This is a genomic window from Acidisarcina sp. (assembly GCA_035539175.1).
Lineage (GTDB): Bacteria > Acidobacteriota > Terriglobia > Terriglobales > Acidobacteriaceae > JANXZS01.
Genome location: DATLIY010000008.1, coordinates 100,725 through 119,167, shown reverse-complemented (window position 1 = coordinate 119,167; position 18,443 = coordinate 100,725). Strand labels below are relative to the sequence as shown.

At 57.8% G+C, this 18,443-nt stretch carries 12 protein-coding genes; 5 read left to right on the top strand and 7 right to left on the bottom strand.

The window, feature by feature from the left end:
* Window positions 1-10 precede the first annotated feature (10 nt).
* Entirely contained in the window at window positions 11-520 is a 510-nt protein-coding gene (locus tag VM554_08635; GenBank protein HVJ08440.1) for a DoxX family protein, read from the bottom strand.
* Window positions 521-819: 299 nt separating this feature from the next.
* Between VM554_08635 and cysK the strand changes: the two genes are divergently transcribed.
* The gene (gene cysK, locus VM554_08630; protein HVJ08439.1) at window positions 820-1,788 is read left to right on the top strand and encodes a cysteine synthase A; all 969 of its coding nucleotides are present in this window, start codon (window positions 820-822) and stop codon (window positions 1,786-1,788) included.
* A gap of 24 nt (window positions 1,789-1,812) precedes the next feature.
* Window positions 1,813-2,577 (top strand): serine O-acetyltransferase, encoded by a 765-nt coding sequence (cysE, locus tag VM554_08625; GenBank protein HVJ08438.1) that lies wholly within the window; start codon window positions 1,813-1,815, stop codon window positions 2,575-2,577.
* 92 nt (window positions 2,578-2,669) lie between these two features.
* Here cysE and VM554_08620 read toward each other — a convergent pair whose 3' ends face one another.
* From VM554_08620 to VM554_08605, 4 genes are all read right to left on the bottom strand, one after another.
* Window positions 2,670-6,365, bottom strand: coding sequence for a choice-of-anchor D domain-containing protein (locus VM554_08620; protein HVJ08437.1), 3,696 nt, complete (start codon window positions 6,363-6,365; stop codon window positions 2,670-2,672).
* A 450-nt stretch (window positions 6,366-6,815) separates the two neighbouring features.
* The gene (locus tag VM554_08615; GenBank protein ID HVJ08436.1) at window positions 6,816-8,294 is read right to left on the bottom strand and encodes a sulfatase-like hydrolase/transferase; all 1,479 of its coding nucleotides are present in this window, start codon (window positions 8,292-8,294) and stop codon (window positions 6,816-6,818) included.
* 142 nt (window positions 8,295-8,436) lie between these two features.
* Window positions 8,437-9,285, bottom strand: coding sequence for a transcriptional repressor AgaR (agaR, locus tag VM554_08610; GenBank protein ID HVJ08435.1), 849 nt, complete (start codon window positions 9,283-9,285; stop codon window positions 8,437-8,439).
* Window positions 9,286-9,374: 89 nt separating this feature from the next.
* Window positions 9,375-10,655: a D-tagatose-bisphosphate aldolase, class II, non-catalytic subunit gene (locus VM554_08605; protein ID HVJ08434.1), complete on the bottom strand. Its 1,281-nt coding sequence runs from the start codon at window positions 10,653-10,655 to the stop codon at window positions 9,375-9,377.
* Between the two features lie 113 nt (window positions 10,656-10,768).
* Here VM554_08605 and VM554_08600 point away from each other — a divergent pair, with 113 nt between their 5' ends.
* From VM554_08600 to VM554_08590, 3 genes are all read left to right on the top strand, one after another.
* On the top strand, window positions 10,769-11,818 hold the full coding sequence (locus tag VM554_08600) for an amidohydrolase family protein (protein HVJ08433.1): 1,050 nt from the start codon (window positions 10,769-10,771) through the stop codon (window positions 11,816-11,818).
* A 207-nt stretch (window positions 11,819-12,025) separates the two neighbouring features.
* Window positions 12,026-13,069, top strand: a complete 1,044-nt coding sequence (locus tag VM554_08595; protein HVJ08432.1) for an SIS domain-containing protein — start codon at window positions 12,026-12,028, stop codon at window positions 13,067-13,069.
* A gap of 5 nt (window positions 13,070-13,074) precedes the next feature.
* Window positions 13,075-14,016 carry a sugar kinase gene (locus VM554_08590; GenBank protein HVJ08431.1) on the top strand — a complete coding sequence of 314 codons (942 nt, stop codon included), beginning with the start codon at window positions 13,075-13,077 and terminating at the stop codon, window positions 14,014-14,016.
* A gap of 314 nt (window positions 14,017-14,330) precedes the next feature.
* Here VM554_08590 and VM554_08585 read toward each other — a convergent pair whose 3' ends face one another.
* Together VM554_08585 and VM554_08580 are read right to left on the bottom strand one after the other, a co-directional pair.
* Window positions 14,331-16,196 carry a beta-galactosidase family protein gene (locus VM554_08585; protein HVJ08430.1) on the bottom strand — a complete coding sequence of 622 codons (1,866 nt, stop codon included), beginning with the start codon at window positions 16,194-16,196 and terminating at the stop codon, window positions 14,331-14,333.
* A gap of 41 nt (window positions 16,197-16,237) precedes the next feature.
* Entirely contained in the window at window positions 16,238-18,322 is a 2,085-nt protein-coding gene (locus VM554_08580) for an enterotoxin (GenBank protein HVJ08429.1), read from the bottom strand.
* Between the last annotated feature and the right edge of the window lie 121 nt (window positions 18,323-18,443).

Genomic DNA, 18,443 nt, shown 5'->3' with positions numbered 1-18,443 from the left:
TCACGGGCATTTACCCGCGGAGATTTCCATCGACGGAGAGAGACCCCGCTCCGACGATGAGCAGGAAGAGGAGCGATAGCAGCATGGACCAGTCTGTGCGAGCCTCGTGCGCGGCCGCCCAGAATCCTTGATGCAGCAGCGGTATCTTGGTCGTCCAGATGGCGACCGAGATGACCGCAAGCAGCGGTATGGCGGCAAGCCGGGTGAAGAGTCCGAGGAGGATGAGGACACTGCAAGTCACCTCAACCGCACCAACAAGGGGTGCGAACTGGTGCGCATGCGGAATACCGATCCGGGCGAAGCGTCCTGCGCCGAGCGCTGCCGGAAAGAGAAACTTCTGAACGCCCTCGGAAAAGAAGACCGTAGCCACCAGAATGCGAATGAGGACGACGGCGGCAGGTGCGCTCGTGCGGGACCATGAGGCGAGGCTCATGATCTCTTTCTCATGGGTTGAATGCGGATGCCGGGGTTCATGGTGCTCCTTGTCGAGGATATTGTACGTGCTGAGGCTGAGTTTCATGGCGCGTTCCAGGCGCGTTGGGTGGGGCGTGGGCGGCGGGGGGAGTAAGGAGCCGAGAATCTATTCGTCTGGATCAAAAAAGGCATTGAAGTTGCAATTTGTTGCAAAAGTCAAGGGTTGGCGTTTAGTCTAAGAATTCAATATGCGTCGATGTAGGTAAATCCGCCTCGAATCCGACGTCCCCACCCCCTACGCCACAGTGCTGCGTGCCGGGGCTCCGGAACCCTGCTCCCCTCAAACTGTTTCCATTTCAGAATCCGTTCTTTCAAGGACGGCAAATCATTTGTGCTGGAGAAGAAATGAACATTGCTTCGAACGTCATCGAAATTATCGGCCGTACCCCGCTTGTTCAACTGAACCGCGTCACCAAGGGCTCGAACGCGCGTGTGGTAGCGAAGCTTGAGAGCATGAATCCCATGAGCAGCGTGAAAGACCGCATTGGCGCGGCGATGATCGAGGCTGCGGAGCGGGAGGGCAAGATCACGCCCGGCAAAACGACCCTGATTGAGGCGACCAGCGGCAATACGGGCATTGCTCTGGCATTCGTCGCGGCGGTGAAGGGTTACAAGATCATCCTGACGATGCCGGAAACGATGAGCACGGAGCGGAAGCTGGTGCTGCTGGCCCTGGGCGCGCAGATTGTGCTAACTCCCGGACCGAATGGAATGAAGGGCGCGATCGCCAAGGCGGAAGAGTTGCGCGCGGCCACCCCGGACAGCTACATCCTGCAGCAGTTCGACAACCCTGCGAACCCGAAGATTCACTCTGAGACCACTGGCCCGGAGATCTGGAACGATACCGACGGGCAGGTCGATATTCTGATCTCCGGCGTTGGTACTGGTGGCACGCTCACCGGCATCGCCGAGTACATCAAGCCTAAAAAGCCCGGCTTCAAGGCCATCGCGGTAGAGCCGTCCGACAGCGCGGTTCTCTCTGGCGGCAAGCCTGGTGCACACAAGATTCAGGGGCTTGGCGCTGGATTTGTGCCCTCCATTCTGCGCACCGATCTGATTGATGAAGTGGTGCAGGTGACGAATGACGAAGCGATGGCTATGGCTGTTCGTCTGCCCAAGGAAGAAGGGCTCTTTGTCGGTATCTCGTCGGGCGCGGCAGTGCATGCTGCGTTAAAGGTGGCGGAGCGGCCGGAGAATGCAGGGAAGCTGATCGTCGTTATTATCCCCAGCTTCGGCGAGCGCTATCTGTCGACCGTGATGTTTGACCAGTTGCGTCAGGACGTGCTGCAGTTGAAGACATCTCCGGTCGCATAACCAAAGGCAGAAAGCGAAAATCTCATGGGGTTCTATCGATCCATCCGCGAAGACATCCGCTCCGTCTTCGAGCGCGATCCGGCGGCTTCGTCGCTGGCGATGGTGTTGCTGTGTTATCCGGGACTTCATGCCTTGTGGATCTATCGCGCGAACCACTGGCTGTGGTCCCATAAGCTGCGCCTGCTGGCTAGATGTCTCAGCCAGCTGGCGCGCCTTCTTACTGGCATTGAGATCCACCCCGGCGCTCGCATCGGCAGGCGTCTCTTCATAGACCATGGAATCGGTGTGGTCATTGGGGAGACGACGATTGTGGGCGATGACGTTACGCTGTACCAGGGAGTGACGCTGGGTGGCACCGGCAAGGAGAAGGGGAAGCGCCATCCTACGCTGCGTGACGGCGTCTTTATCGGCAACAACGCCAATATCCTGGGGAACATCACCATCGGCGAGAACTCTCGTGTAGGAGCCGGATCCGTGGTGCTGCGCGATGTGCCGCCGAACTCAACCGTGGTTGGAGTCCCCGCACACATCATCTACCGCGAGGGAAAGCGGGTGTTGATTACCGACCCTCACGACGTGAAGGATCCTTTGTCGGATGCGCTGATCGCATTGTCCGACAGGGTGCAGCAATTGGAGGCGCGCGTGGAGTGCGTCGACGGCATCCTGATGCAGCGATCCCCCGACCTGGACGCTGCGAGGGCTCTCTCTACCGAAGATCGCGAGCGCGAGGAGTATCGCACGGAGCAGTCGGCGCTGTCCGACTATGTCAGCATGGGCGAAGGGATCTAGCGGGGATCTAATGAAAGGATCCAGCGCCGCGTTTTTGCTGCGTTGCCCGGATAGATGCCGGATTGTATCAATCCCTGATCTATTTGCCTCCGTTATGGTCCTTTCACCGAGATACCCTGCACCGAGTAAGCCGGAACGCTGATGGTGACTGCATAGCCTGTCCCTTGCGGGCTCAACGCCAGGGACGAGGAGTTGATGAGCGCGCCATTGACGATCTGGTAGAGCGTGGCGTGCGGCGAGCTGAAGCCCAGGTTCTGCAGGCTTACGGTGATCTGCGAATAGGCCGCCGGCGTTGGATTGGTAATGACAACCGCATCCTGGCTGGCGTTATAGAAGGCGGTGATAGCCAATCCACCACCACCGGTCGGCGGAGCAATCGACTTAGCCATGTGACCACCGTCAACCAATCCGAGGTAATTGCGCGAAGAGATCAACTGGTAGGCATAGTACTGCGGATACGGCTGGGGTACGGCCAGGGCGGAGTAGAGGCAATCCGAGTTTTGGTCGGGAACACCGATCAGGCATATATAGGGATAGCCTGAACCCGCAAAGTAGACCAGCTTGCCCGGCACAGGCAATCCGGCAGAAGCGCTATTGAGAAGGTCGGTGATGTAGAGCGCATTCCAAAGCGGTCCGTAGGTAGGATCGTTGCGGCAGCAATCTTTGTAGAACGCCCAGTTGGTGTTGTACTCCGTGAGATAGAGAGGCGTATTTGCGCCAAGAGGCTGCTTTCCTGCCTTCACGAGCGCATACGCCTTGTTGTAGTTGGCCAGCGCGCCATTCCCCGGATCCTGTGTCTGCTGATACAGAGAATTGTCCTGGGTGTATGTGTCCCATTGAACCTCAAGATTAGTGCTTCCAAAAATGTACTGATGGTAGCTGACGAAATCGACATACGGTGCGGTCGTGGAAGTGTTGACCAGGGTGCTGATCCAGATGGGGGAGAAGCCGGAAATGGCAGGACCGCCGATGCGTATGGGCTGTCCATCCGTGGCGGCCTGTTGCTTCATCAAGGGAGCAGCCGCAGCGTAGATGGACATGTAGGTCGTAAGGCGGCTGCTGCTGCATAGCCCTACGGCATTCGGTTCATTCCAGATTTCGTAATCCTGAACGATGCCGGGGAACTTGGCGTCCATGTGCGCCACAAACGAAGCTGCGATCTGGGCCCACTGACTGAGGTTCGTGGGAGGAACATTGCTGTTTCCTGCGCCGCAGGGATTAGGACTCGGCTGCAGCCAGGGCGGTGTCCCGCTCATCTGGAGCATAGCCTTCTGGCCTGCCGATTGGATCGCTGCGATCATGGGATCGATCTTCGTCCAATTCGGTATCTGTGTGGCATAGACCTGCGGAATCTGAGCATAGAGGCGGGCGACGGTCACTCCTGCCTGGGTGATCAGCGTCCTGTCGGAAGCAGAATGGATCGACTCGCCACGGCCATAGCCGAAGAGGTCTGCTGAAACGGGATAGGTGGTCGAGGTACGCGAGCCGAAGTCTACCGCAATCTGCGAGAAGACCGTAACCACCGCACCGCTGGTCTTATTCGCCGCGGCATCTGTGACGCGGACGGTATGCTTGCCGGGCACCGCGGGAGCTGTATAGACGCCGGCATTGGTTATGGTTCCGACGGTGGAATTGCCACCCGGAATACCGTCCACTGTCCAGGAAACGGGATTGGGATCGGGTGCGGTGCAGACCTGTGGCTGGAAGGTCTGCTGCGCCGACACGGGGATGGATGATGTGAATGGATAAATGGTGAAGACGGGGCTGTTTGTCACCGTCATCTTGCTATATCCCGAAACGCTGGTGGATGCCTGGCTGACAGCCTTGATGCCATAGGTTCCGACGGTGGCCGGCGCAGTGTACAAACCCGTGGAGTCAATCGTTCCGACAGTGCTGTTTCCATGGAGCACATTGTTGACATACCAGTTCACCGCTGTGTTGGTGGTGCCGGTGACATAGGCGCTGAATTGCAGTCGCTGGGACGGCAAAGCGCAGGGAGAATGCGGGCCCACGGTAACGGTGAGACCGGGATCCCCTGCGATACCTGTGCCGGTGAGTGGAATAACCAGCGGGCTTCCGTAGGCGCTCTCGTTGATGGTCAGTGCGGAGGTGCGTTTGCCGATGGCTTGCGGATAGAAGACGATCTCCACCGTGCACGTAGCATGAGCCGCGAGCGAACCACTGCCATTGCTGCCAACACAATTAGTCGTGAATGGATAATCGGCGCTGGTGGTCATGGAGCTAATCGTCAGCGCGGTCGATTGATTGTTTGTGATGGAGACGGGCAAGGGCGTGCTGCGGGTGAGTACGATCTGGTTATAGAAATACCAGCCGCCAGTAACAGGCACGGTGGATACAGCCGTCACAGCATTGCCGGAGATGGGGACCGTCTGAGGAGAGTTTGTGGCGTTATCGGTGATCACCAGGTTTGTAGTGTTGTACCCGATGGCCGTAGGCGCATAGGTGACGGAGATTGTGCAGCTATTGCCGGACGCGAGCGAGCCGCCGCAGGTATTTGTCTGGCTGAAGGGCGCACCGATCTGGATGCTGGAGATGGTGAGTGTCGTCGTCAGGCCGTTGCTGAGCGTTATTGTCGCCGGCGCACTCTTGGTTCCGATTGCCTGGTTCGGGAAGGCGTAGCTCTTGGGCGAAACGCTTACCGTGCCGGAGAGAGCGGCGGTGGTGGCTGTTATCCCCGTGCCAGATAAGGAGACTGACTGGCTTGCGGAAGGATAGGTCAGGGTAAGCGAGCCGGTCTTCGCGCCGGATGAGGTTGGCGCAAACGCAATCGATATCGTGCACTTCGCGTTTGCTGCGAGCGTCGCCGGGCAGTCGTTCGTCTGATCAAATTCGGGCGAAGCGGCAATGCCGTCGATCGTCAATGGGGTTGTTTGCGGATTGGTGAGGGTTACGGCCTCTACCTTGCTCTTGCTGCCTACCGCCGTGTCGGGGAAAAGGAGAGAGGTAGAAGAGAAAAGAGGAGCCATTCCCTGTACAGCCATACCGCTTAAAACAACTTGCTGCGGACTGCCCGGGTCGCTGTCGACGATCGTAATCTTGTCGTTGCTGGATCCGGCCACGCTGGGGAGGAAGGCTACCGTGATCGTGCAGGAGTCTCCGGCCGCGACCGTGGACGGAGCCAATGGGCAAGTGGTGGAGGGAACGGTAAACGCGGATCCAGCTTTGATGGACGAGATAGTAAGAGGCGCAGAGCCGATGTTGGTCAGCGTCACAACTTGAGCATTCGACGCCTGGCCTACTGGAACATTGGTCCACGACAAAGATGCTGGCGAGAGCGAAACCCCGGTCTTCGCCGCTGTTCCGGATCCTTTGAGGGCGGCAGACGCTGGTGAGCCGGAGGCCGTATAGGACACAGTAGCTGTGGCAGATACCGACCCTGCGGCTTTAGGGATAAATGTAATTGTCACAGTGCAGGTCGCATTTGGCCCGAGCGTCGCGGGGAGCTTCGGGCAATCCGACTGAGCCGCGAATTCCGGCATGTTCGTCGTAATGGATGCGACGCCGACCGAGTGAGTGGAAGTGTTGGTCACGGTCAATTTCTGCGGAGTGCTCGACATGCCCACCTGTACGCTGCCGAAGTCGATACTGGCTGGATTCAACGTGATCGACGGGAGCGCATGATTCAGCTGGAAGCCGCAACCAATCGCAGATGCCAGGACGCAGCATGCGGCAGCAGAAGGAAGGATGGAGCCAATCCGGGAAGGCTGGTAGACGCCCACCCCGGCCGATACTTTTCGTCGCAGCAAAAGACGATCAAAGCCGTTCATGTGCCTGCCTCCTACAACTCGGTCACATCCTGCGTGCCAGCGTCACAGGGAACACGCAAGAAGACCAATAGGAACGCAATTGGGAGAGGCTGAAATATCTCCACTCACCGAAAGAGCTCGTCAAACATAAGTCTTAATAAATCAATGAAATACGGGAGTGTGCGCTATGGGTCGGACATAGACTCACCCTTGCACAAATATTTGGGAAGCTTGTGCCACGGGAGGCTCCCAGGGTCAGCGGACGTCGTCACGCCTTCCATGACCGACACGTTTCCAGACCATAGGATGCTGATTTTTAAGATTTGGAAGACACAATTTGTTTTGTAGGGTGCGTAGCTTGCCCGCCGCTGAGCAGATCAGGGTAGTCCGGTGCCGGCGTGATCCATAGGATGATATGGGGGCCGCCATGTCTCCAGCTACGGGTTGCACTATGGAGTTGAGCTGGACGCCTTATGGATAGAGCCTTCCCGGTTTGATCGTCGGTCTCGTCTCGCCGGATGCAACAATCAGATCCAGGAGTTGCTGGCGCAGCCGTGCAGCTTCCTCCTGCAATGGCTTTCGGGCAGCCAGATTCACAAGCTGAGCCGGATCGCTGCTGTTGTTGTACATCTGGTATTCCTCGTAGTGCTCGCTCGAAGGAACGTCGTATCCGCTCAGGCTTCGGTCAACGACGCAATAGGTCCACTCCCTGGTTCGTATCGCTCGCGCGACCATCGATTCGCTGATCTGGATCAGAGCCTCATTCTTCCAGGACTGCCGGGCCAGCGGGTCATGGATTAAGGGCAGAAGGCTCTTTCCCTGCATCGATCCGGGGATCTCCACGCCCGCGCTATCGAGCAGCGTCGGCATCAGGTCCACCATGCTCACAATCTCCGGCAGAGAAAGCGAAGCGTTCAAGCCAGGGCCCTGGGCGAGGAATGGCACACGGATCGAGCTGTCATGCGGACTGCGCTTGTACTCGGTGTTTCGCGTTCTGAAGTGGCATCCGTGATCGCTGGTGAAGAGAAAGATGGTGTTGTCCAACTGGCCTTGTTCTTCCAGCGTTCGCAGGATCGTTCCTACGGATTCATCAATCTTCTCGATGCAGCCATAGTAGTCGGCTAATTGTGTCGGCCAGTCTCCTGGAAAGGGCGATAAATCCGGCGGCACAAATGCATTGCGATAGCGATCTGCATACCCTTTCGGAGCGACAAATCGAAGCTCATCGTTCTGGTAATGCGGCTCCAACTGCGAAACAAACAGTAGAAACGGCTTTTCCTGCGGCTGCTTTAGAAATCGCACCGCCCGATCGGTAATGAAGTCGACGCGATACTGATCCTTGTATGGGATCGGATTCCCGGCCGCATCCCAGATTGCGCCTTCATAAGGATGCGATACGATCTCTAACTCATTCGCGCCTTCCCACACGTCGAGAAATCCTCCGCGGTCCTCGGTCCGCACAGCGCCGCTCGTCTTCGGATCGTGAGCATCAATAGGCGCGAGGTGCCACTTGCCGATGAAGTTTGCGCTGTATCCATTCTTTCTCAGGATCGATGCCAGCGTCGGCAGATTGGGATTCATCGTATTCGGCGGAGGCAGCTTCCACATGCCCGTCTCTGTCGCGTAGCGTCCGGTCAGCATGCAGGCGCGCGAAGGAGAACAGAGCGGCTGGTTTGTTACTGCGCCGGTAAAAGCTACTCCTCGCCTCGCGATTTTGTCGAGGTTGGGCGTCTTCACCGACGGATTCAGTCCGTAGGCCCCCACGAAATCCCAGCGCATCTGGTCGGCGACGTAGAGGATGACATTGGGCTTCTTTGTGCGCGAGACGTTGCCGGATGCCTGCTGGTTTCTCGTAGCTCCCCCCGCGGCTCCGGCCAGCATTGCGGCCGCTCCCATTCCTTTTACAAAGTTACGCCGGCTGGTGGGGTGGGATTCATGGCCTGTCGTCATGCAGAGATTCTCTTTCTGCTCCCGCGTGGAGTTGCGCTCTCTAGTCGTTTATGGGTGCCGGAGCTAAGGCAACTGCATCCGCAGAGCGCCGGATGCAGTTGCCCCGTCGCTTGCTTTTGCCGAGCTGCCCTCGCGTTCGCAACTACACAATCACGACTTCAATTCCGACATTGCGAAGTGCTTCGGTATCGCTCTCGGAGATGTGCGCATCGGTAATCACCGTGTGGATGGCTGTTGGAGGCACAATCAGCGCGAGACTGCATCGGCTGAACTTGGTGGAGTCGCAAGCGGCGATCACTCTCTTGGATGCCTTGACCATCGCCCGGTTCACGCGCGCTTCCAGCACGTTGGGGGTCGTCACTCCAATTTGAGTATCAAACCCGTCGACACCCAGAAAGAGAATATCCGCGTGGATCTCGCGCAGAACATCCTCGGCCAGCGGCCCTACCAGAGAGAAGGAGTTCTTCCGCAGAGTTCCCCCGATAAGGATGATGTCGAAATCTGTATCGCTCAGTTCGGCGGCGATGTTGACCGCATTTGTAACGACGGTGAGGTGCGAAAACCTTCGCAGGGCGCGGGCGATAGCGGTTGTTGTGGTGCCGGAATCCAGCAGGATGCATTGGCCGTCTTTGACGAGCTTGGCCGCCGCTGCGGCAATGAGCTGCTTCTCCTTGAACTGATGCTGCTCTTTTTCCTTTAAAGAAGGATCGAGCATGGTGGTGCTCTGCGGAGCAAGTGCGCCACCGTGGGTTCTCTGCACCAGGCCCTTGGAGGCGAGGTAGTCCAGATCCTTGCGAATCGTAATCGAGGAGATGCCGAGAGACTCGGAGAGTTCGGAGACTAAAACCCGTCCATCCCGTTGCAGAAGAGAGAGCACATGTTGCCTTCGTTCCCCGATCAGCATGTTACTGCCAGCTTGCGCTGCAGCTTCCAGGGACTTGCCTTCGATGGCCTTTTTCTCGTTCGAGCGGCCTCTTCTAGATCTCAGCACTTTGCCTCCAGTGATGCGATTCACCTAGAAACTAAAATTTCGTCACAGACATCATTCTTAATCTATCAACCGCTACCGCGAAGATAACATTATGCTGCTGAGCCGGGGACGCAAGCTGCTGCGTAGGTTCTTAGAACCTGACGTATCTTGTCGATTACCATCTCGTGTGGGGTTGATGGAATATGCCCTGCACGGATTGCGACGTATTGGTCGGGCAGAAAGTTGCTGACCAGCGTTTCAGGGATACGCTTCGTCTCCAGGTTATGCAGAAGAGTAGAGACCGCCGCTTGAATTGCAGGGTCCGTCCAGTAATAGCGAATGCGGTCGCTATAGCTGTACAGGCGGAGCAGATGCTGCGTGGCGCTGTCGCCATGGTAGTGCTTGATCCAGTTCTGAGGATGCTGCAGCATGACCGTTTCCAGCACCTGCAGCAGGTTGGAGCGCTCCCCGCTCGGCAGCAACGCTTCTTCCATATAAGAGAGCGCGAAGAGCGCCTCCCGCATCGCAAACGTCAATGCCGGTCCTACTTTCAGGATGGCAAAGCCGTCCTTCACAAGCTGCTTGTAGGCTCCGGGAGTCTGGTAATCGGTGGAGTGCGCTTCGAAGACGAGTCCAGGCTCGGTGTTGAGAAGTTTCCTCAGCTCCGTGGTCTTTTCGGAGACGTAATCCACGACGCTGTCATGGTTGAATTCCACGCCGGGCTGTACCACCAGCGCAATGATCCTCGGCCATATCGCTGCCAATCCTTTTTGAGCGAAGATCTCCTTGTGCACCTGCAGGGTGTGACTCGCATGCGCAAGGCTGGTGACAGCCAGTTCCTGTAAAGATTCGGTGGCGCCTCCGGGCACGGGCACTTCCGTCCCGATTACGTAGAAGCGTTCCTGCCCGCTGCTGTTGGCCTCGGCCACGGCGCAAAGCCTGGCCGCCCGTTCCGCCACGATGGCGTCTTCCAGCCGCTCGGGGTCATCGGAACACGACATGCTCGCGTCCAGATGGATCTTGGTAAAGCCGGCACGCGAATAGGCGGCTACCATCTCCTCGGCCTTTCGCATTGCCTCTTCTGCGGGAAGATTCTGCCATGGATTCGGACCCAAGTGATCGCCGCCCAGAATCAGCTTTTGCGGTTCCAGCCCATGTTTCGCCGCGATAGCTAGGACAAAATCGCGGAAAGAATCTGGCGTCATTCCGGTATAGCCGCCGAACTGGTTCACCTGGTTCGATGTAGCCTCAATCAGCAGCGGGGAATGGTCTTCCACCGCTTGACGCACCGCTGCTTCGATTACCAGTGGATGTGCGGAGCAGACCGAATAGATACCGATAGGGGATCCGGAACGAAGCGAGGGCGCAAGCTCGCGAAGAAGATTTTGCATATTTGACCTTCTGCTGAATAGACTCGACAAAAAGAGAGTGTACACTAAAGCGAAACAAAACATAACTATGTGAAGCACGTATCGGCAACTATCAATTTGCTGGAGATCGACAGATGAGCACATCGCAAACAGACGACAAATTCGTGGCCATGGTGAATGCGCAGGCTGAGGTTGACCTGCGCTTGAGCGACTATCATCCGGTCTCAGAGCTTGTGACGAAGACGCACACCCTTGATGCGCCCCGGTTCCCGGTCATCGACTATCACAACCATCTCGATTCCCAGGAACCCGCTGCGGTGCTCGACATTATGGACCGATGCGGGATCGAAAAGATTGTGAACATCACCATGCGCACCGGCGATGCGGCGCTCGAGACGCTCAAGAAATTCCGCGCAGCCGATAAGGATCGCTTTGCCACCATGGGCTGGATGGACTGGTCAGGGGTGGAGCGCGGCGATTTTGTGCAGCTCACCATCGATCGCCTGGCGCGCCTTGTCGAGCACGGCGCATGTGGCATCAAGTTCTGGAAGGATTTTGGGCTGAGCATCCGGGACGCGCAGGGCAAGCTGCTACGGATTGACGATGAGCGATTTGCGCCTATCTTTGAGAAAGCGGCGGAGTGGAAGTTGCCGGTCATGTTTCACACCGCGGATCCTGCCGCCTTCTTTCGCCCTATCGATGCGCGCAACGAGAGATATGAAGAGCTGGCCGCGCACCCGGATTGGGGATTCCATGACAGCCCCGTCTCCAAGCGGGAGCTGCTGGAGCAGCGAAATACCGTCTTTGGCAGGCACCCGGCCACCACATTCATCGGGGCGCACGTGGCCGAGAGCGGAGAGGATCTGGCTTTTGTGGCAGACATGCTGGACCGCTACCCCAATGTGCAGATCGATATGAGTGCGCGCACTCCCGAGCTGGGCCGCCAGCCTTACAGCGCGCGCAAGTTCTTCCTGCGCTTCGCAGACCGCATCCTCTTCGGAACGGACCTGCTGCCGGACGTCGCGATGTATCGTCTCCACTACCGCTTCTTTGAAACAGCAGACGAGTACTTTGAATATCCATCCCATGCTTCCCGCCAGGGGCGATGGAATATATATGGGATCTTCCTGCCTGACGAAGTCCTGCGGAAGGTTTACCGGGAGAACGCTCTCAAGCTGCTCTGAGTCGTTTCAATCGTTGTGGTGAATGCCAGAGGGGGCAATCCGGGTGATCTGCCCCCTTCGGGCCCGCCGCAGGCGAAGAGAGCACTCTTTTTCTGCGGCCATTGGAGGGAATTTCTTTTTATTATTCTATCCATGCTATTATTCCTTTTTTTGACAAACGATTACTTGAGTTCCTGATCTCTATGGTTTGGGCTGCAGGGGGCTGATTTGAAATACACGATTCAAACATTGAAGGAAATTCACAATCAGCCATCTGCATGGCATGAGTGCATCCAGCTGCTGCAATCCTCTGATCTGAAGCGCCTTGTGAGGGGCAGGCATCCTGAGCAGGCAGAATGGGTATTTGTTGGGTGCGGAACCAGCTACTACCTCGCGCAGGCTGCGGCAGCAAGCTTTGTCTTGCTTACCGGGCGCGTTGCTCGTGCCGTGCCCGCGTCCGAGATACTCCTCCATGCCGACCTTGCCCTGCCAAACGTTGCGCATGTATTCCCCGTGCTGATCTCTCGCTCCGGCCATACCTCAGAGGTGCTGGCCGTTGCCGCTTCTCTCAAGGAGAGGGGGGTTGAGTTTCTCGCGCTGACCTGCGATGGAAACGAAGTCGCTCTCGCCAGTGATCGCGTGCTGCAGCTTCCTGTAAAGGAAGAGAGCACCGTGATGACGTCCTCCTTCACTTCGATGTTGCTCGCGATGCAGTTTCTAGCGGCGAGTCTGGCTGGGAATGCAGAGTTGCTCGAGGGACTCCGCCAGCTCCCCTTTGCCGTCCAGAGACTGATCGAAAAATATGAGCCGCAAGTAGAAGCGTTTGCCTCGAGGCGCTTTGCGGACCTGGCTGTTCTTGGGCAGGGAGCGCTGTATCCTGTCGCCTCTGAGTTTGCCTTGAAGGTCATGGAGTCCTCCTCCAGCTACGCGCAGTTCTTCCATACGCTTGAATTTCGTCATGGGCCAAAATCCATCGTTTCGGATGAGGTCCTTGTGGCTGGCCTGATCTCGGAGGAGGGTTATGGCCAGGAATGTAAGGTCATCGGGGAGATGAAGGATCTGGGTGCCTCCACATTTGTGGTCACCAATACAGCGACGCCAGCGTTGCGCGCCGTGTCCGACTTGCTGATTGAACTCTCGCTTCCCGGTCCTGCGTTGAGCAGACTCTGCGCCTACATCGTCTGGGGGCAGTTGTTTGGCAGCTATGTAAGCCTTGCGAAGGGAATGAATCCCGACGCACCTCGCAATCTCAGCCGGGTTGTTACACTTTAGGTCCCATGCAAAAATTTGATGTCACGATTGCGGGCGAGATCAACCTCGACCTGATTTTGAGCGGGCTTCCATCCGCGATGCCACTGGAACGGGAGCTACTGGCCAGCGGATTCGATATGACCCTGGGCAGTTCTTCCGCTATCACGGCGCACAATCTTGCTGCGCTAGGTATGGCAGTGGGATTTGTCACACTGGTTGGTCCTGATCCGTTGGGGAAGAATGCTCTCGACCGGCTCCAGGAGAAGGGAGTCGATCTCTCGAAGATCAGGCGCTCCTCCAGCGGTACGACCACGGGTGTAACGGTCCTGCTCACGCACCCCGGGCAGAAGGAGAGACATATTCTCACCTATCCAGGGACGATGAGCGAGATGCAGGTAGGCGATCTCGACGTCGAATACCTGAAAGCGGGACGGCATTTCCATCTCTCTTCGCTCTTTCTCCAGAAGGGGCTCCAGCCGGGTCTTCCCGCTCTCTTCCGCGACCTCAAGCAGGCTGGCCTGACGATCTCTCTCGATACGAATGACGATCCCGACGACCTTTGGCAGTCGGGTCTGGATGAGCTTCTGGATCTGGTGGATATTGTGCTGCCTAACGACAGCGAGGCCTGCCGCATGACGGGCGCAACCAGTGCGGAGGCCGCTGCCGATATCCTGGGCCGCCGTGTGCCGCTGGTCGTCATCAAGTGCGGCAGCAAGGGAGCGCTAGTGCAGTCGAAGGGCACGCGTTCGCTTGTGCCTTCCTTCGAGGTGACGCCGGTCGATACCATCGGTGCCGGAGACAGCTTCAATGCCGGCTTCCTCAGCGCCTTTCTGCGTGGAAAAGCGCCGGCGGAATGTGCGTTGGAAGGCAATCGCGTGGCTGCCCTCTCCACGCTGCGAGCCGGAGGGACGGAAGCCTTTCGCGATGCGAAATTGATGCGGGACTTTCTCGCAGGCACGGCTCAATAAGAGGGCTGCTGCACGATGCTTTCGCCGCTGCCGTCGAAGGATGATAAGCAGGGAGCACGCTCAGAATGACAAAAGGTGGGGTGCTGCCGTTCCTTGACGTGAGGGATGCCGCATTCTTTCTTTACGGTTCTTCATAGTATCTTTCGCTAACAACACTCCTCCTGTGACACTGCATGATTGGCTTCGTCGCTGCCGTCGAAGGATGATAAGCAGGTCCTTCGCTGCGCTCAGGATGACAAGAGGGAGCACGCCGCCGTTCCTGGATAAGAGCGGCGGCGTGGGATTGCGTCAAGGTTGGCACCGCGATTGCGATTCTACTTGCGGGTTGGACCATCCAGGATCGAGTGCGGGAGGAAGGATACGGTACGGCCGCTCTCTCCCATCAGGTCAAAAACGACGATCTCGTTCCTGCCCTTCTTCAGCCATGGAGCAGGCAGATAGAGCGTTGCCTGAGGCCCGACGTTCCAGATGCGTCCGAGAGGCTGGCCGTTGATCCAAACTTCTCCCTTGCCAAACGAAGTGGTGTCAAGAAAAGTATCCGCTGGCTCATCCACCTGGAAGCTTGCCTGGTAGAAGCACGCACCGGTGCATGCTTCTGTCTTGTACTTCAGCGAGGCAACGTTCTGCATGGGTAGCGTGTAGATCGACCAGCCTGTTAGCGTCTTGCCTGCCAGCGTCACCTGGCGGGTGATGCCTGCGCGCTCGTTCACCAGTTGGTGGCCAAAGTTTACGCGGCCCGTATTCTCTACCAGAATGTCGAGGCGCGTCTTGCTATGCGTGGTGTGAATGGGCAGCGACGACTGGTTCAGGCGGCGGTCGATTGTTCCAGCCAGAACTCCGTCCAGATAGACCTGCGCGTAGCTGTGCAGATCTTCCAGGTGCAGATCGCCGCTCTGTACGCCCTCAATGGAAGTTCGATAGAGAATGTAGCCGTAGCTCTGTCCTACGTCTTCCATCGATAAGATCTTTTCGGAAGCTGTTGGCTTGGGAAGGTTGTTCCACAATGCGGTGCCGAGGCTCAGCTTGACCGGCGTAAACTCGCGTGCTGGAATTGCGGCTGGCGGCGCTGGCGGTGTCTTGCCCGTAGCCTGGCTGATGACGTCGCGGAAGAGGAAGAACTTTGGCTTCAGCTCGCCGCTCTCGCTTACCGGTGAGTCGTAGTCGTAACTGGTGACATCTGGTTCATAGGTCTTGCCGTTGCTGTTGGCGCCATTCATCCAGCCAAAGCTGGTGCCTCCGTGAAACATGTAGAGATTCACCGAGTATCCCTGCTTCAGCATCCACGACAGCTCATCGGCCTCCTCTTTCGAGCCGGTGACGTGATGTTTTTCGCCCCAGTGATCAAACCAGCCATCCCAGTACTCCCCGCACATCTTCGGGCTTGACGGGCGAGCCTTGTCCAGGGTGGCGAAGTCCGCTTTCGCCTCGCCGGTGCCAAAGTTGATGGCTGCCGGCAGTTCGGGCAGAGATCCCTTTTCCAGCAGGGAAGCGCCATCCGCGGTATAGAGCATGGCGCGATTGAAGCCGGAACTTAGCAGCAAATGATGGATCTGCTCCATGTAAGCATGGTCTGACCCGAACGATCCGTACTCGTTTTCAACTTGCACGGCGATGATCGGTCCGCCGTTGCCACTCTGCAGCGGAGCCAGTTCCTTGCCAAGTCGATGCAGCCATCTGTCGGTTGCAGCGATAAAGGCTGGGTTCGAGCTGCGGACAACCATTCCGGGTTCGCGAAGCAGCCACGACGGATACCCGCCAAACTCCCACTCCGCGCAGACGTACGGTCCTGGCCGCAGGATCACGTACAGGCCCTCCTGCTGTGCTTCCCGAATAAATTCGGCGATATCGTTCTGCCCGGAGAAGTCGAACTGCCCCGGAGAGGTCTCATGCTCGTTCCAGAAGACGTACGTCTCTACGGTGTTCAGGCCCATGGCTCGTGCCTTCTGCAGGCGATCGCGCCAATAGGCACGCGGGACGCGCGCGTAGTGGATAGCCCCGGAGATAATCTGGAGGGGTTTCCCATCCAGCTCGAAATGATCTCCGTTGGCATGCAGGACATGCGCCGCGGGCACTGCAGGCGCTTGTCCCCATAACGCCGGCGCGACCGCAAACGTGCTGCATGCCAGTGACAAGGTGGTGATAAGAGTTCGTATCTGCATAGCTGCAATCTCACTTTCCATACATTTTTGCAGGGACTCTCGTCCCGAAACAGCGCAATGCTTTATCGCGGCAGCGCTTCCAGCGTCAGGACCTGGAAAGGTTGCAGGTGAAATGTGTGGGGCACTCCCGCCTTCAGCTCCACTGAGGGCTGGGAGGCATCCTCGGCCCATGGGCTTCGTGCGCTGTAGACGCGTGGCGCTCCGGCGGGAAGCTCGAATGCGGAGCCGATATCCAGCGGGAAATCCTGCGCCTTGGAGTCCGGGTTGCGCAGGGTCAGGATCGCTTTTTGGGGAGACCACGAGGCCCATCCATAGACCGCCAGCCAGCGTGGATCGCCGCCGATCCAATGGGTATCCACCAGCACCGACGCATTTTTGCGAGACCACTTGGCCGCCTCGGCCAGAGCGTCCCAGTCAGCAGGAGTCAGCAGCGAGGGGGTGATGTAGAGCTCCTGCAACTGCGTGCCGGATCCGAAGTAGGACCGGACTTCGTTGCGGAAGTCCCCTCCGGGATCGGAGGCCAGATGCGGCGCCCGTTGCGCATAGACGATCCCATGCAGCATCAGCGAGTTCAGCGGAAAGAGCCGGCCACCCTTCACAATCTCGTCGTAGGTATCGGCGTCCCGATAGGTAATCCAGCGCTCGCGGCTGGACCCTACACCGGCAAACTCCGTGTCATACCCGCCACGCCAGATGGAGTCGGCATAGAAGAGCCAGAAGGGCGATGGGTAGGTTCCCGTCGTGAGATTGATGTACAGGTCAGGCTTTAGCTGGCGCAGATCGCGAATCAGATGAATCGCCGCATCAAAGTCACTGCTGAATGCGCTGCCCTTCACTACCTGATCCGCATTTCCTGTACCGTCGAACTTGAACTGATTCACGCCATACCGGGTGACCATCTCCGTCACCGCCTGGTGGAAGCGCTCGTAGTACTTGGGGCCTGACAGCGCGAGGCCGCCATTCTCGATCTCGTAGCCGTCTTTTTTTGCCGCATTCAGGCGCTCCTGCTTTGGCGGCCCATAGCCACCCCAGGGGGATAGCCATACCCCAGGCGCCGTTCCATATTCTGCTGCGGCTTTCTGCAGGGGGGCAAAGCCATCCTTGAAGTCGCTGCGTATCTTCCAGAGGTCGTTGTGGTCGTCCCAGCCATCGTCGAAGAGATAGGAGTCCAGGGTCACGGAGCGCTTCTTGTTCAGTTCCGTGCCAATCTCCTGGATACGGTTCAACGCGTCCTGCTGAGAGTAAGGCGTAAAGAAGCCAATATCGAACCAACTGTTGTAGTGCAGGAAAGTCCGATAGGGATGGGCGCGTTCGCGCTCCAGATAGGTCTGGAAGCTGCGACGCATTTGCCCCGCGGGTGCGATGCCTGCTACCGCCGAGTACTCAGCCGACAAGCCGCTTCCCAACGGAACGCTGCTCTGCAGTTCGCTGACGCCATGGTCGCCAACGACGCTGCTTTGCGAGAGGGGATGCTCGAAGCCCAGAAAGAAATTGCCATCCACGAGGGGAGAGCCCTTCACGATACCAGCCAGCGTGACTTTCGGAGAGCGCACATCGATCATGACAATATCGGCGATGTCGACCGGCTTGGCGCCTGCGCTAATTGTGAGCGATTGCCGAATGTAGCTCGATCCCTGTAGCAGGATCAACGCCCAGTCCGCCTGGAAGCGTCCTGCCGGATCGTCCAGCCGATAATGAACGGCGATACCAGGCAGCCTTTCCGCGTAGCGTGCCGCCTCAGGGTGTGGCGTAAGATGCTCGATCCGTGCAGTTCCCTTCAGGGACAGGTCTGCCGCCCGCAGGACACTGCCGTCTTTCATCTCCAGTGAGAAGGGCCCGGCAAGTTGAAGCTCGCGGCCTGCTGCACGTGCCGTGCTTCTCTCGTGTAGGACCACGCCCGTCAGGCGTCCATCGTGAATCTGCCACTCTCCCGAAATCTCGCGATTCGCGAGTGTTCCGCCTGTGGCCGTAAGCGCGACGGCCGGATCATCCGCGCCCCGCTGCGGAGCTGGCTGCGCGAAGAGGCTGCCAGCGCTGATGCCGGCCATCAACACCGCGGTCACGGACAGGGCCGCGCGCCGGAGACTGCTAGGACTCTGCATTTGCTGGAAAGACTTGAGTGGAAGACGGCATACCTCGGGTAGCATACGTTTTCTCCACGCCTTAGCTGAAGCGTCAGGCGAACAATCTTAAAAAAAAGGAATATAGTCAATAAACGTAACATAACGGAATTCATAATGTTCTTGGATAATTTCTTTTCGCGTCGTA